General features: G+C 70.6%; 13 protein-coding genes. 3 read left to right on the plus strand and 10 right to left on the minus strand.

The window, feature by feature from the left end; all coding sequences use genetic code 11:
• Nucleotides 1–89: 89 nt before the first annotated feature.
• Entirely contained in the window at nt 90–920 is an 831-nt protein-coding gene (locus AC07PA_RS22525) for an RNA polymerase sigma factor (RefSeq protein ID WP_494606391.1), read from the plus strand.
• Between the two features lie 372 nt (nt 921–1,292).
• On the opposite strand, the gene AC07PA_RS22530 is transcribed toward AC07PA_RS22525, so the two are convergent.
• The 6 genes from AC07PA_RS22530 to AC07PA_RS22555 all read right to left on the minus strand — a co-directional run bounded on the left by AC07PA_RS22530 (nt 1,293) and on the right by AC07PA_RS22555 (nt 7,665).
• The gene (locus AC07PA_RS22530; RefSeq protein WP_494606389.1) at nt 1,293–3,407 is read right to left on the minus strand and encodes an acetate--CoA ligase family protein; all 2,115 of its coding nucleotides are present in this window, start codon (nt 3,405–3,407) and stop codon (nt 1,293–1,295) included.
• Between the two features lie 172 nt (nt 3,408–3,579).
• Entirely contained in the window at nt 3,580–4,572 is a 993-nt protein-coding gene (locus AC07PA_RS22535; protein ID WP_494606387.1) for a tripartite tricarboxylate transporter substrate binding protein, read from the minus strand.
• Nucleotides 4,573–4,632: 60 nt separating this feature from the next.
• Nucleotides 4,633–5,010, minus strand: coding sequence for a Zn-ribbon domain-containing OB-fold protein (locus AC07PA_RS22540; RefSeq protein ID WP_494606385.1), 378 nt, complete (start codon nt 5,008–5,010; stop codon nt 4,633–4,635).
• Complete coding sequence (locus AC07PA_RS22545) at nt 5,007–6,167, minus strand: thiolase family protein (RefSeq protein WP_494606383.1); 1,161 nt, start codon at nt 6,165–6,167, stop codon at nt 5,007–5,009. The genes AC07PA_RS22540 and AC07PA_RS22545 overlap by 4 nt, the downstream gene beginning before the upstream one ends.
• Complete coding sequence (locus AC07PA_RS22550) at nt 6,164–7,039, minus strand: IclR family transcriptional regulator (RefSeq protein WP_494606381.1); 876 nt, start codon at nt 7,037–7,039, stop codon at nt 6,164–6,166. The genes AC07PA_RS22545 and AC07PA_RS22550 overlap by 4 nt, the downstream gene beginning before the upstream one ends.
• 179 nt (nt 7,040–7,218) lie before the next feature.
• Complete coding sequence (locus AC07PA_RS22555; protein ID WP_494606379.1) at nt 7,219–7,665, minus strand: GNAT family N-acetyltransferase; 447 nt, start codon at nt 7,663–7,665, stop codon at nt 7,219–7,221.
• 79 nt (nt 7,666–7,744) lie between these two features.
• Between AC07PA_RS22555 and AC07PA_RS22560 the strand changes: the two genes are divergently transcribed.
• Entirely contained in the window at nt 7,745–8,455 is a 711-nt protein-coding gene (locus AC07PA_RS22560; protein WP_494606377.1) for an alpha/beta fold hydrolase, read from the plus strand.
• Between the two features lie 7 nt (nt 8,456–8,462).
• Here the strand turns inward: AC07PA_RS22560 and AC07PA_RS22565 are convergent, their stop codons facing one another.
• Nucleotides 8,463–9,641 carry an MFS transporter gene (locus AC07PA_RS22565; RefSeq protein ID WP_494606375.1) on the minus strand — a complete coding sequence of 393 codons (1,179 nt, stop codon included), beginning with the start codon at nt 9,639–9,641 and terminating at the stop codon, nt 8,463–8,465.
• Nucleotides 9,641–10,267 (minus strand): NAD(P)H:quinone oxidoreductase, encoded by a 627-nt coding sequence (gene wrbA / locus AC07PA_RS22570; protein WP_494606373.1) that lies wholly within the window; start codon nt 10,265–10,267, stop codon nt 9,641–9,643. Before wrbA ends, AC07PA_RS22565 begins: the two co-directional genes overlap by 1 nt.
• 122 nt (nt 10,268–10,389) lie before the next feature.
• On the opposite strand from wrbA, the gene AC07PA_RS22575 reads away from it, so the two are divergent.
• Nucleotides 10,390–11,346 (plus strand): LysR family transcriptional regulator, encoded by a 957-nt coding sequence (locus AC07PA_RS22575; RefSeq protein WP_494606371.1) that lies wholly within the window; start codon nt 10,390–10,392, stop codon nt 11,344–11,346.
• Between the two features lie 133 nt (nt 11,347–11,479).
• Here the strand turns inward: AC07PA_RS22575 and AC07PA_RS22580 are convergent, their stop codons facing one another.
• A complete protein-coding gene (locus AC07PA_RS22580) occupies nt 11,480–12,493 on the minus strand; it encodes a hypothetical protein (RefSeq protein ID WP_494606369.1) in 1,014 nt (337 codons plus the stop codon).
• A gap of 278 nt (nt 12,494–12,771) precedes the next feature.
• Nucleotides 12,772–13,593, minus strand: coding sequence for an NADPH-dependent oxidoreductase (locus AC07PA_RS22585; protein ID WP_494606367.1), 822 nt, complete (start codon nt 13,591–13,593; stop codon nt 12,772–12,774).
• Between the last annotated feature and the right edge of the window lie 120 nt (nt 13,594–13,713).

Here is a 13,713-nt window from a genome sequence, read left to right on the forward strand (position 1 = left end):
GGAGATGGATGAACTGCCTTGACGAACGGGGCCCGGGTTTCGTGACACGGGTCCTGCAGGATCCACCCCACCATGGCAAGATGGCTGCCATGCACGATGACCGCCCCCACGTTCTCCCCCTGACCGACCATGCCGCCCGCCGCAGCCTGGTGCGCGCGGCCGCGCGCCTGCTGGGCCCGGCCGAGGCCGAGGATGCGGTGCAGGACGCTCTGGTGCGCGCGCTGGAGTCCGGCGCCGATACGTCCGAACTGAACGCCGCGCAGGCCTGGCTGCACACCGTGGTGCGCAACCTGGCCATCGACCGGTTGCGGCGGCGCCAGTGGATGGAGCAATGGGTGGCGCAATTGAGCGATGCTGGCGATGCGGGGCTGTCATCCAGCCCCTCTGCCGAGGCCGAGGCCGCACAGGCCCAGCAGGCCGAGCGCGCCCTGCGGGTCCTTGCAGCACGCCTGGCGCCCGCGGATGGGGCTGCCGTGCTGCTGTACGAGGTGTTCGAAGCCAGCCATGCCGAGCTGGCCCAGGCCAGCGGCAAGACCGAGGCTGGCAGCCGCCAGCAATTGCGCCGGGCGCTGCTGCGCTTGAGGCAGCCCGGACCAGATGGCGCACGGCAAGAGGTTGAAGAAGCGGGAGAACGCGAGGACTCCATCTTCCGTGTCTACCTGCGGTCGCTGCAGCTGCGCGACCCGCAGGCCCTGTGGGCCGTGTTGGGTCAGCCGCCGGTGCGTTCGGTGGTGAGGGCCGTATCTGTGCCAGGCTTCCCGGCTGCGCCACGTGCGGCGGCTACCGCCACCACCTGTGGCATCGTGCAGGTGGGTGGGCAACTGGGTCTTGTACTCACGCTCGATGGTGTGCGGCTGTGCGTGCTTCCGCTGGGTGTGCGGGCGGTAGGCGAGCAGGACCTGGAGGCTGTGGCTGCATAGCCTTGCGACCATGCATTGATCCATTTTGCACAGGTATCACCTCGGGTCTCCGATGTCCGCACTCTGGCTTTTCGCTCTATCCATCTTCTTTGGCTACCTGGCGTATGACGCGTCCCAGTTTCGCCATTCATCCAGCCACCAGGTCTGGGCCGTTCCGCCTGCAGATGGCAGGACGGCAGAGGTGGATCTTTTGTTGGCGCATGAGCAGCCGCTTTCCCGTCCCCGGAAATACAGCGGTGCACAGGGGTTTCCGGGGTTGCACTGGGTGTTCGTGGTCATGGCCGTTGTGTCTGCCGGTGCGGGCGTGCATCTTTGGATGCTGGGGTAAGCCGCGGACCGGCTTGCGAGGAGGACGGGATGCGGCGCACCGGTCTACCGATTCTGTGCTTCAAGGCCAGATGAGCCGGCCCGCTCCACCAGCGCATCCACCACCACTGCCCCTTCACCCACAGCACCCACCAGCACGGGGTTGAGGTCCATGGAGGCGATGCGTCCGTTCGCGTTCGCCATCACCGTGCCCACGGCCACCGCCACCTCGGCCAGCGCGGCCACGTCCAGCGGTGGGTCACCGCGCACGCCGGCCAGCAGGGGGGCGATGCGCAGGGTGGAGAGGGCGTCGTGCACGTCCTGCGTGCTGAAGGGGGGCAGCAGCACGGCGCAGTCCTGCAGGGCCTCGACGTTCTTGCCGCCGTCGCCGACGACGACCACGGGACCGAAGACGGGGTCGTGCCGGGCGCCGACCATGAACTCGTGCCGGCCGCGGCGCATGGCGGCGATGATGACGCCGTCGCGTGCCACGCCCATGGTGGCCATCTTCTGCCAGAAGCGGTCGAAGCATTCCGCGGCCTCGTCGGCGCTTTTCACGTTCAAGGCCACAAGGCCGTGCTCGGACTTGTGCGGTATGTCGGGCGAGCAGGCCTTGACGACCGCGGGTGCGCCGATGGCGGCGAAAGCCTCGCGCGCCTGCTGCGCCGTGGTCACCAGCCGCAGCGGCACGGTGGGCACGCCGTGGCGCGCCAGCAGGGCCAGGCTGTCCACCTCGTTGAGAAATCCGGCGGGGCCTGCGGGCACCTGCACCTGCAGGGGCGGGAGCGCGGGTGCGGGGGGCCTGCGCATCAGCGCCGTGTGGTCGGCCAACTGGGCCAGCACGCCCAGGGCCTGGGCCTCGTTGGCGTAGGTGGCGATGCCCTGGGCGCGAAACGGGGCGGCCACGCTGTCCTGCCAGGCGGCCACGGCCACGGGCTTGCCGGTGGTGGCCTCAAAGGCGGCGGTGTCGCGCGCGAAGGCGTCCACGTCGTAGCCCGCGCCGGCCACGGGGATGTTGATGAAGAACAGGTCGGCCGCAGGGTCCTGCGCCACGGAGGGCAGCACGTCGCCGAACAAGCCGCTGTTGCTGAGCAGCGCGGCCGTGATGTCGATGGGGTTGGTGGCGGTGGCAAAGCCGGGCAGTTTGGCGGCCACGGCGGCCTGGGTGGCGGGCGCAAGCTGTGCCAGGGGCAGCCCCACGTCGTCGGCGGTGTCGGCCCCCATGACGCAGCTGGCGCCGGAGTTGCTGATGACCACCAGGCGCCGCCCGGTGGGCCGCCAGCCCTTGAGGTACGCCTCGGCCGCCAGGGCCTGGGCATGCGGGTCGCGCACGCGCCAGATGCCGTGGTGGCGCAGGAAGGCGTCCACCGTGCGGTCCTCGTTGGCGAGCGAGCCGGTGTGCGATGAGGCGGCCTTTTGCCCGCCCGCCGTGCGGCCGGCCTTGACGGCGATGATGGGCAGGTCGCGCTCGCGCGCATAGGCGGCGGTGGCGGCCAGCAGCTCGGGCTGGGCGATGTTCTCCAGGTACAGCAGCAGCAGGCGCACGTCGGGGTCGTGGGCCACGGCCCAGGCCAGTTCGCCCACGGTGACGTCGGCCTCGTTGCCGGTGGCGTGCACGTGGCGCACGCCCAGGCCGCGCCCGCGCAGCAGGCCGTAGGCCATGGCGCTCATGCCGCCGCTCTGGCTGACGATGCCCACCGGGCCGTCCTGCGGCGGCACCTCGATGAACATGGTGGAAAAGCCCGCGATGGCCCCGGTGCCGAAGTTGGCGAGGCCCTGCGTGTTGGGCCCGAACAGGCGCATGCCGGCTGCGCGCGCCGTGGCCACCATCTGCTGCTGCACGGCCGCGCCCTCGGGCCCTGTTTCGCCAAAGCCCGAGGCGATGACCACGGCGGCCTTCACGCCGCGCGCCGCGCATTCCGCCACCGCGGCCACGGCCGTGTCGCCGGCCACCACCACCAGGGCCAGCTCGGGCACCTCGGGCAGCGCCGCGAGGCTGCTGTAGCTGGCAATGCCCTGGATGGTCTCGCGCTGCGGGTTGATGGGGTAGATGCGGCCCGCAAAGCCGTGGCGCTGCATGTAGTGGATGGGGCGCCCGCCGATCTTGTGGATGTTGTCGGACGCGCCGATGATGGCCACCGACTGGGGGTTGAGGGCGCAGGAGAGCAGGGAGGGGGACATGGCGTGGTGAGTGACGAATGAACGAAATGGGATGAATCCGGCTTTACAACGCTGGTTCAGAGCGGCTCACAAAGCTCAGCGCAGCGGTTCTGGCTAGGCGCTGCGTCGCAGGCAGTACCAGCGGTACGACAAGACGCAGCAACGACGCCAGAAGAGCTTTTTGAGTCGCTAACTAGTCGACGGTGGCACCTGAGGTTTTGACGACCTTGGCCCATTTGTCGACCTCGGCCTGCATGAAGGCGCGGTAGTCGGTGGGGGTGTTCCACATGGGGGTGAAGCCCTGGGCCTCGAAGCGCTGCTTCACGTCGGCGCTTTCCAGCACCTTTTTCAGCTCGGCATTGAGCCTGGCGACCACGGGCGCGGGCGTGCCGGCGGGGGCGAGCAGGCCGTTCCAGGCGATGGCTTCGTAGCCGGGCAGGCCGCTTTCGGCGACGGTGGGCACATCGGGTGCCACGGGCGAGCGCTGGGCGCTGGTGACGGCCAGGGCCTTGAGCTTGCCCGCCTTCACGTGCGGCAGGGCCGAGAGCATGGTGTCGAACATCAGGTCCGTCTGCCCGGCCATCACGTCGGTGAGCGCGGGGGCGCTGCCCTTGTAGGGCACGTGCGACATCTTCACACCCGCCATGGCGCTGAACAGCTCGGCCGACAGGTGGGTGGACTGGCCGTTGCCCGACGAGCCGTAGTTGAGCCCGCCGCTTTTGGACTTGGCCAGCGCGATCAGCTCCTTGACGTTGCTGGCCGGCAGCGCCGGCGGGACCACGATGACCAGGGGGCCCGCGGTGAGCTGCGAGATGGGCGCGAAGTCCTTCATGAGCTGGTAGTTGAGCTTGCTGAACAGCGAGGGGTTGATGGCGTGCGCGGTGGTCGCTACCACCAGGGTGTAGCCGTCGGGCGCGCTGCGGGCCACGGCCTCGGCGCCTGGGTTGCCGCCCGCGCCGGGGCGGTTCTCGACCACGAAGGGCTGGCCGAGCGCGTCCTGCAGCTTTTGCGCCACCACGCGGGCCACGATGTCGGTGGGGCCGCCGGGCGGGTAGGGCACGACGAGCTTGACGGGCTTGTCGGGGTAGGTCTGCGCCCAGGCGGCCGGTGCGCTGGTGCTGCACAGCAGGGCGAGGGCCAGCAGGCCGGTGAGCTGGTGGCGGCGGGCGGTGCTCGGTGCTTTCATTGCTTGTCTCCTTATGGTCTTGGTTGGCAATGCGAGAACAGGAAGCGGAGGAGGCGAGGATCAGGGCGGGGCAAAGCGCACCAGGGTGCGGCCGGCGTGCTCGAAGAAGCCCGCGCGCACGGCATCGCCGATGCGCACGCCGGGCATGGCATGCGCCATGAGGCGCGGGCCTTCGTCGAGTTGCACCAGCACCAGGGTGTAGGGCGCCAGCGGGCGGAACTCGTCCGATGGGGCGCGTGCCACCACGGTGGCGGCGCGCACCGTGCCCGTGCCCGCCGCGTCGTGCCATTGCAGCGCGCCGTGGCCGCAGTGTTGGCAGGCATAGCGCGCGAGGGTCTGCGCCGCGCCGCAGGCGCTGCAGCGCTGGTAGCGGATGAGGCCCTGGGCCAGGCCCTCGGTGAAGGGGGCGGCGAGTGCTGGGTGGGTGGTGTCGGTCATGCGGCCTCCCGCGACAGGATGAGGCTGACGTGGGACGACATCACGCCCCCGTCGGCATGCACGAAGGCGTGGCGCGGCGGGGCCAGTTGCCGCGCGCCGGCCTGGCCTGCCATCTGCCGCCAGGCCTCGGCCACATGGGCCATGCCGCCGGCCACGCCGCAGTGGCCGAACGAGAGCAGCCCGCCATGGGTGTTGAGCGGCAGCACGCCGGTGGGTGCGAAGTCGCCCGCACGCGCCCGCGCCGCCGCGCCGCCGCGCGGGGCGAAACCGATCTCTTCGAGCAGCATGGCCAGGGTGATGGTGAACGAGTCGTAGATGCCCAGGTAGTCCACATCGGCCAGCGCCAGGCCGGCCTGCGCGAATGCCTGCTGCGCGGCCTGGCCCGCACCGCACTGCATCACGTCGGCCATCGCCGTCAGGTGCTGGTGGCGGTGCGCCTGGCCGCTGCCGGTGAGGGCAATGCGGGCATGCGCGCCGGGCTCGGTCGACACCACCACGGCCATGGCGCCGTCGGAGATGGGGCAGCAGTCCAGCAGGCCGAGCGGCGCGGCAATGGGCTTGGCGGCCAGCACATCGGCCACGGTGATGGGGGTGCGCAGGTGCGCGTCGGGGTGGCGCGCGGCGTTGGCGCGCATAAGCACGGCCAGCTCGGCCAGGTCGGCCTGCGTGGTGCCGGTGCGGTGCATGTATTCCGACGCCAGCAGGCCGTAGTAGGCCGGCACCGATGCGCCGTTGGGCACCTCGTAGTCCGCATCGCCCACCTGGGCCAGGGTCTGGATGGCGCTGTCGCGCGACTGGCCGCTGAGCCGGTTCTCGCCCGCCACCACCAGCACATGGCGGCAGCGGCCCGCGCGCACCAGCTCGCGCGCCAGCACCAGCATGGCCGCGCCCGATGCACCGCCCAGCTGCAGGCTGTGCGCGTACCGGGGCTGCAGGGCAAAGCGCTCGCAGAACAGGGTGGACAGCATCAGGTGCGGCAGGGTGGTGGCATAGCCGCACAGCACGCCGTCGATGTCGCCGCGGCGCAGTTGCGCGCCATCCAGCGCCTGGGTGGCGGCGCGGGCCATCAGGTCCAGGGCGCTGTGCCCCTCGTGCCGGCCAAAGGGCGTGTTGCCCACGGCGCGGATGTAGGCGGTGGCGGGGTGGGTGGTGGTCATGCTGCTGCGGCCTTGGTGCGGCGGGTGGTGGTTGCCGCGGCGGGTGCCTGCGGCGCGCGGTCGGGCCGCAGGGCCTCGGCCCAGCGCACCTGGCACACCGTGGATTCGCGGCGCAGGGCCTGGGCCAAAGCGGCTTCGCGACCGAGGATGCGGTCGCTGAGCGCAGCGATGCTCAGGGCGGCCACGGGCCGGCCATCGGGGTCGAAGATGGGCGCGGCGATGCCGCCCATGCGCTCCACCACCACGTCGAGCAGCACCACGTAGCCGCGCTCGCGCGCCTGGGCAATGCGCTCGTGCAGCAGGGCCACGGTGATGCGCGGGTAGCGCGCGGGCAGCTGCGCGGCCAGTATCTCCAGCGCAGCCTCGCGCTCCGCGTCGGGCATGAAGGCCAGCAGCGCCAGGCTGCCTGCACCCGCCCCCAGCGGGCGGCGGCTGCCCACGCGCAGGTAGTTGGCGCGGATGGGGTAGGTGCCTTCTTCCACCGCAATGCACAGCGACTCCACGCCGCTCGGGATGGAAAGCACCGCGCTGTCCTCGAACGTGCCGGTCAGCCGCAGCAGGCTGGGCTGGGCCAGCTGGCGCGGGTCGAACCTACGCAGCGCGGCCGCGCCCAGCACCATGAGTTCGGGGCCCAGCGAGAACTGCTTGCTCTGCGCATCGCGGGCAACGAAGCCGTCGCGCACCATCACGTCGAGCAGACGCAGCGCGGTGGCCTTGTCCAGCCCGGCCGCGGCGGCAATGTCGGTGAGCCGCGTGCTGCCGCCTTCGGACATGACGCGCAGCACGCGCATGGCGCGCTCCACGGAGGAGGTGCTGGCGCCATCGTGGCTTCGGGTGACGACGGATCTGGGGCGCAGGGCGGCAGAGGGCATGGCAGTTCTTCTCGGTGTTTCTTGGAGTGAAACGACAGGACTGCCTGCAATCTAGGGATTGCCGTTCTTCCCGTCAAAGCCTTCGGTCGAAGTTTTGATGGGCGAAACTTTTGTGTGCACGATCGCGGGTTAACCCGGTGGCGTGGGGCCGGGAGTGCGGCTTTCAGGGCATGGATGCATCACTCCGCCGGCCGCTTGATGACAAAGCCGCGCTCCGTATCCCCATTGAAGCCCAGTTTTTCATACAGGCGATGGGCCTGCGGGCGCTGCGCACCCGAGAGCAGCACCACCTTGCAGCAGCCCAGCCGCCAGGCCTCGTCCACGGCAAATGCCAGGCATGCCTCGGCCAAGCCCAGGCGCCGCGCGGTCGATGCGGTGACCACATGCTCGATGAAGCCGATGGGGCGGCCCCCGCTCGCCAGGTTGGCGACCAGGGCCAGCATGCAGGTGGCGGCCACCACGCCTTCGTGCTCGCACACGGCGATGAGGGAGTGGGGACTGTCGTGGACGCTGTTCCACAGCACCAGGGCCCGGTCGGGGGCCAGCGGCGGATCGTGCGGCCGCAGCTCGCGGTACAGGGCGAGCACGGCATCCATGTCGGATCCGATAGCGCGGCGGGCGGTCATCGTGGGGCTCCTGTGGGGCTGGCTGCCCGACTGTAGCGGCTGGGCGTGCCATCATCCCCGCGTCCCCAGAAAGCAAGCCATGGCGCACTCCCATTTCCAGCTCCCGTTCCGCAAAGTGCAACTGCATGGGACCACCACCCACAGCCCATCCCTCAGCACGCCGCACACCCTGGCCCTGCATGGCGGCGGCACCTCGTCGCGCCTGGGGTACCAGCCTTTGCTCGGCTTCCTGGCCGGGCAGGGGCATTCCGGTGTGGCCTTCGACTTCATGGGGCAGGGCGAGAGCACGGGCAGCCTGGCCGACTCGGGTCTGAGCGACCGTGCGCAGCAAGCCCTGGCGGTGGTGGAGCACCTTGGCGTGCCCAGGCCGGTATCGCTGATCGCCTCCAGCATGGGCGGGCATGTCGCATGTTCGCTGATCGATGCGTTGGCACCGCCCGCGCTGGTGCTGTACTGCCCGGCCGCGTACGAGGCCGCGGCGCTGGAGGTGCCCTTCGGCCCTGCGTTCCAGCAAGTGATCCGCGCGACGAGCGACTTTGCGGCCTCACCGGCATTCGATGCGCTCGAACGCTTCGAGGGCCGGCTGCTGCTGGTGCTGGGTGCCGAGGATGCGGTGATTCCACGGCAGGTGGAGGACCAGTACGTCCGTCGCGCCCGCAAGGCCAGCAATGTGGAGGTGCTGCGGCTCGACGGCGCGGGCCACCACCTGCATGCCTGGCTCAAGGAGCGCCCGGCGGAGTTCGACCGGGTGGCACGCCGGGTGCTGGCGACCCTTGAAGGGGCGGCCTGACGCGGCGCTACGTGCCCGTGCGGCGCCAGCGCACGGTGCAGGCCATCGCCAGCGCAGCCGCCACCACGCACACCGCCGCAGCCGACCAGCCATGGTGGTCCACCGCGCTGCCCACCAGCAGCGGGCCCAGGGCCTGGCCCAGGTTGCTGCCCTGCATGAGCAGGCCCACGGCCAGCGCGCCCTGGGCGGGTGTCGACGTCACCTGCGGCACCGATGACAGCAGGCTGGACGGCACCAGCCCGCCCATGGCCGAGAACACCAGGCATAGCACAAAGGCGGCCCACGGGGGCAGCACCGGCACGAAGATGCCCAGGGCGCACAGCCCCATTGCGGCCGCAGCGGCGGTGCCCAGCACCGTGCGGCCCAGCCGCGGCAGCAGCGCGCCGGCGGCGAGGTTGCCGACGATGTTGGCCGCGCTGGCCAGCGCCGCGAGCAGGCCCACCGTGCTGGCGTCCACCTGCAGGCGCTGCTGCAGCAGCACGGGCAGAAAGCTGAACAGCGCGAAGAACATCAGGCTGTAGAGCAGGAAGGTGGTGGCCAAGGCCAGCGCGGGGCCGCGCCCCACCTCGGCAATGCGTGCGCGCGGCCCGTCGGCCGCGCCATGCGTGTCCATGGCGCGGGGCACGGTCCACAGCACCAGCACGGCGATGGCGCCCGAGCCCAGAGCCGCTGCGGTCCACAGGCTGTGCCAGCCGCCGAACCACGGCCCGGTGAGCATGGCCAGCGCGATGCCGGTGGGCATGAAGCAGCTCCACAGCGCCATGGCACGGCTGCGGTCGGCGGCCTGCACCTGGCGCGCGAGCACGGTGGGCCCGGCCACGGTGATGAGCACGAAGCCCAACCCCTCGACCACACGCGAGGCGAGCAGCACCGCATAGCTGGCGGACAGCACGGCGAGCAGGGTGCCCAGCACCGTGGCCGCCAGGCCCAGCACGAGCATGCGGCGCGCGCCTGCGCGTGCCACCACCGACCCCGCAAGAACGCCGCCGACGGCACCCAGCATGGCAAAGGTGCCGCCCAGGGCACCCAGCATGGACAGGCTGAGCCCCAGGCCGGTCTGCAGCTGCGGTGCCGCAATGGCCACCTTGCCCAGGTGGAAGGACGCGGCCACGCCGGCGGCCACCACCACGGCGACGGCGCGCCAGTCGGTGGAGGGCAGGGCGGATGGTGGTGCACTGCCCTGCATCACGCCACCCCTTGCGCAAATCCGAGCGCCCTGGCGATGCGCGCCACGTGCATGCCCTGGTAGCGGGCGGCTTCGAGCTCGTTGGCGCTGGGCTGGCGGTCGCCGCCGTGGCCATCGTCGGCCAGGGTGCTGGCGCCATAGGGCGAGCCGCCGGTGATCTCGTCCATGCGCAGCTGGCCCTTGAAGCTGTAGGGCAGGCCCACGATCACCATGCCCAGGTGCAGCAGTACCGTGTGGGTGGAGAGGATGGTCGACTCCTGCCCGCCATGCTGGCTGCCGGTGGAGGTGAAGACGCTGCCCACCTTGCCGACCAGTGCATCGCGCGCCCACGGGCCTCCGGCCTGGTCGAGGAAGTTTTTCATCTGCGCGGCCATATTTCCGAAGCGGGTAGGGGTGCCGATCACGATGGCGTCGTAGTCGGCCAACTCCGCCACCGACGCCACGGGCACATCCAAGGCGGTCTGGTAGCCGGCCTTGGCCGCCACCTGCTCGGGCACCAGTTCGGGCACGCGCTTGACCACGGCCTCGGTGCCGCTGCCCAGGCTGCGCACGCCCTCGGCCACGGCGGCGGCCATGGATGCGATGTGGCCGTAGGACGAATAGTAGAGAACGAGAACCTGGGTCATGGTGGCGCCAACGTCTTTCTTCTGGGGTCGGGATGGAGCCAAGTATCGGTACATGGAGTGATCTACGGAAGCCATAAAATTCAGGCCATCCTGATCTATGAAAAAGATCAACAAGGCCCTCCATGCTCGACGCCCTCACCCTCGACCAGATCCGCATGTTCGTCACCGTGGCCGAGGCCGGCAGCTTTCGCGCGGGCGCCGCACGGCTGCTGCGCGCCCAGTCGGCCGTGAGCCATGCCATCGCCAACCTGGAGAACCAGCTGGGCGTGGCCGTGTTCGACCGCAGCGGCCACCGGCCCACGCTCACGGCAGCGGGCGCCGCCCTGCTGGAGGATGCGCGCGCCGTGCTGCTCAAGGTGGATTTTCTGCGCGCGCGTGCCCGTGGCCTGGGCGAAGGCGTGGAGACCGAGCTGGCGCTGATGGTGGACACGCTCTACCCGCTGCCCCTGGCGGCCGCCGCGTTGGGCGAGGTGCGCGCGGCCCTGCCCTCGGTGCGGCTGCGCCTGGCCACCGCGCCGCTGGGCGGCACGCTGCAGGCGCTGCGCGACGAGGCCTGCGACCTGGCCATCATGGCGGGCGAGGATTTTCGCGACCCGCGCATCGAGACCGAGGCGCTGCAGGCCGTGCCCATCGTCGCGGTGGCCGCGCAGGGCCACCCTCTGGCAAGGCGTGGGCGCAGCAGGCAGGCCCTGGCGGGCGCGGACCTGGCAGACCACCTGCAGATCGTGCTGGAGGACCCGAGCGCGCTGTCCGAAGGGCGCGACTTTGGCGTGCTGTCGCCCCAGACCCTGCGCGTGGGCACGCAGGACGCTAAGCGTGCCCTGATCCTCGCCGGCGTGGGCTGGGGCCGCCTGCCGCAGTGGGCCGTGGAGCGCGAACTGGCCGAAGGGCAGCTGCTGCCCCTTCCCGCCACGGCCCTGGGCCCGCAGGGCGTGGCGCAGATGCAGACCTACCTGGCCTGGCGCACGGACCGGGCCCTGGGTGTGGCGGCGCTGGCGTTGCGCGCTGCCTTGCAGCGGCGGGCCGGGCCGGCGGGTGCGCGGGGGCGAGCCACTGCACGGGCTGGCACCGCCGCATGAGTGGAGTGCGGCCGCGCGCAAACGCCGCATGCTGCCGCAGTGCAAGCCCTGCGCCCTTGGGCGCATCCACCAGCAGGTATCCCCTTTTTTCGCGTGCATCCGCGCTGCGCTGGCGCGGCAGCACAAGGCGGCATCACCGGGCAGCAGCGCCCCCCGCCCAGGCTTGGCAGCCCATGAACTCTTCGCGGCTGGACCAAGCTTGCTGGACGATGTTGTTTCCCATGCGCTGCAGCACCTCTGCCGTGGCCTTTTTGTCCTTGGCGGCCACGCAGGCCAGGCGGGCGTAGGTGTTGATGTTGTAAGGATCGGGGTGGCGTTGCACCAGGTCGTCGAAACCGGCGCGGATGCGCGGCCAGTCGACCTGCCGGTGGGTGAAGGCGGCCTGGCCGTTTGGGGCCAACTGGTCCTGCACGCTCCAGTAGAGCAGCGCGTACAGGGATTGCCCTTCGTGCGGTTTGGTGTTCTCCACCGCCTGGCCGGCCAGGTCGGCCAGCGCCTTGTGGCTGCCGCCCTCCTGCGGAACGCGGGTGGTGGCGATTCTGGTGTAGATGTCGGGGTGCTGGGGGAAGGCGGCTATGGCGTCCTGGGCCAGCTGGCGCTGTTCCTTTGCGGGCATGCGGGTGTTGTGCGCCTGGGTCAGCAGGACGGCCCACCAATTGGGGTCCTTGCGGCCCCGCTCCGACTGGGCGAGCAAGAGCTTCTGGCCTTGCCGGTTGAGCTCCAGGGACTTGCCCGCGTCGCTGTCCCGAAGGCTCCAGGCCTGGTAGGCGTAGACCTTCGACAGGGCGATGGTGGCCAGGATGGACTGGGGGCGCGCAGCAAGCCACCGGGTAGCCTGGTGCTGCTGTGCTTGCCAGTAAGGCTCGTCTGCAGGAGACTGGCCTGGCCCCGGGCCGAAGGCGATGGAGCGCACCAGCCGGTTGGCAAGGCGGTGCCCGCCGGCGGTGCGTGTGTCCTGTTGCAGCGCCTTGTCGTACCAGGCATCCAGCGCGGCGTAGTCGCCGGCTGCAAACAGCCTTGTGAACCGTTCCATGATCTGCTTGCGTTCGTCGATTTCGCCAGCGTGGGCGCCGTTGCCTGCCCCGCCCAGTAGCGACAGGGTCAGCACCACGGCCAGGGTTGCCAGGCGGGTGACGGATCGGTTCATGCGGTCCCTCTCTCTTTCATGGTAAGGAGTCTGGTCCGGCTGCGCAGCGCAACCGCGCGCGGTCCTTGAACGCCGTGGCGCCCGGCGGCACCGGGCGGCCTGGCTGCGTCATCAGGCGGGTGTAGCTGTCGGCGCGGTAGGGGTGGGAAAGCGTTCGTCAGCTCTTCGTGAGCCTGCTGGCGATGTGCTGGCGTACTTGTCGCCCATGGATTACGTCCCTCCCGCTTTCCTGGAAGGAATTTACACGGATTGTCCTGCGCGTCCAAGCGCGTGATGGATCAGCGCAGCGCGAACCCCGCCCCCTTGAGCGCATCCACCAGCCGGTGCCTGCCTTTGAGCGAGTCGGCATTGGCCAGCCGCTGCAGCACCAGATCGCTCCAGTCCACCTCGGGCAGGCCCTCACTAACTTGGAAGTCGCGCAGCTGGGCGTCGTAATCGCCGATCTCGGCGGCCAGGCTGGCGGGTGCGGTGTAGCGTTCGTGGTGCAGCACGCTGGCTTGCGGCAGCCGGGGCTTGATGGCGGCGGGGCGGGCGGGATCGGGGTGGCCCACGACCAGGCCGAAGACGGGGAACACGCCAGCGGGTGTGCCCACCACCTGGGCGACCGCCTCGGGTTGGTTGCGCAGGGCGCCGATGTATACGGTGCCCAGGCCCAGCGCCTCGGCGGCGACCACGGCGTTCTGCGCGGCCAGGGCGGCGTCGATCACGGCCATGAGGTAGGTGTCCAGGTAGGGCAGGCCGTCGGCGGGCTGGTCCTTGTACTGCGCAATGCGGGCGATGCGCGACAGGTCGGCCAGCCACACCAGGATCAGGGGCGCGGTGCGGATATGGCCCTGGTTGCCCGCCAGCTCGGCCAGGCGGTTGCGGCTGTCCTGGCTGTGCACGGCGACCACGCTCCAGGTCTGCAGGTTGGAGCTGCTGGGGGCCGACTGGGCAGCGGCCACCAGGGTCTGCACGGTGTCGGGTGGCAGCGCGTCGGGCAGGAAGTTGCGCACCGAGCGGTGCGACAGGATGTGCTCAACCACCGGGTGGCGGGGAACGGGCCAGGCGGCGGCCTGGGCGCCGTAGCGGGCCTGCAGGTAAGTAGGGGTGTAGGTCATGGGGCGCGGGCGTTTGTGTGGAAACTGGCCGCCAAGGTAGCACCACGCGGCCCGCCGCGAAGCATGAAAACCGCATATGGCTATGCGCTGTGCGGCCGGCGCCGGAGCCCGGGCATCCCC

It is taken from the genome of Acidovorax sp. GW821-FHT09B03, assembly GCF_059418305.1.

Coding starts and splice junctions, on each gene's coding strand:
- AC07PA_RS22525 (WP_494606391.1), top strand. CDS start 90: ATGCACGATGACCGCCCCCACGTTCTCCCCCTGACCGACCATGCCGCC.
- AC07PA_RS22530 (WP_494606389.1), bottom strand. CDS start 3,407: ATGTCCCCCTCCCTGCTCTCCTGCGCCCTCAACCCCCAGTCGGTGGCC.
- AC07PA_RS22535 (WP_494606387.1), bottom strand. CDS start 4,572: ATGAAAGCACCGAGCACCGCCCGCCGCCACCAGCTCACCGGCCTGCTG.
- AC07PA_RS22540 (WP_494606385.1), bottom strand. CDS start 5,010: ATGACCGACACCACCCACCCAGCACTCGCCGCCCCCTTCACCGAGGGC.
- AC07PA_RS22545 (WP_494606383.1), bottom strand. CDS start 6,167: ATGACCACCACCCACCCCGCCACCGCCTACATCCGCGCCGTGGGCAAC.
- AC07PA_RS22550 (WP_494606381.1), bottom strand. CDS start 7,039: ATGCCCTCTGCCGCCCTGCGCCCCAGATCCGTCGTCACCCGAAGCCAC.
- AC07PA_RS22555 (WP_494606379.1), bottom strand. CDS start 7,665: ATGACCGCCCGCCGCGCTATCGGATCCGACATGGATGCCGTGCTCGCC.
- AC07PA_RS22560 (WP_494606377.1), top strand. CDS start 7,745: ATGGCGCACTCCCATTTCCAGCTCCCGTTCCGCAAAGTGCAACTGCAT.
- AC07PA_RS22565 (WP_494606375.1), bottom strand. CDS start 9,641: ATGCAGGGCAGTGCACCACCATCCGCCCTGCCCTCCACCGACTGGCGC.
- wrbA (WP_494606373.1), bottom strand. CDS start 10,267: ATGACCCAGGTTCTCGTTCTCTACTATTCGTCCTACGGCCACATCGCA.
- AC07PA_RS22575 (WP_494606371.1), top strand. CDS start 10,390: ATGCTCGACGCCCTCACCCTCGACCAGATCCGCATGTTCGTCACCGTG.
- AC07PA_RS22580 (WP_494606369.1), bottom strand. CDS start 12,493: ATGAACCGATCCGTCACCCGCCTGGCAACCCTGGCCGTGGTGCTGACC.
- AC07PA_RS22585 (WP_494606367.1), bottom strand. CDS start 13,593: ATGACCTACACCCCTACTTACCTGCAGGCCCGCTACGGCGCCCAGGCC.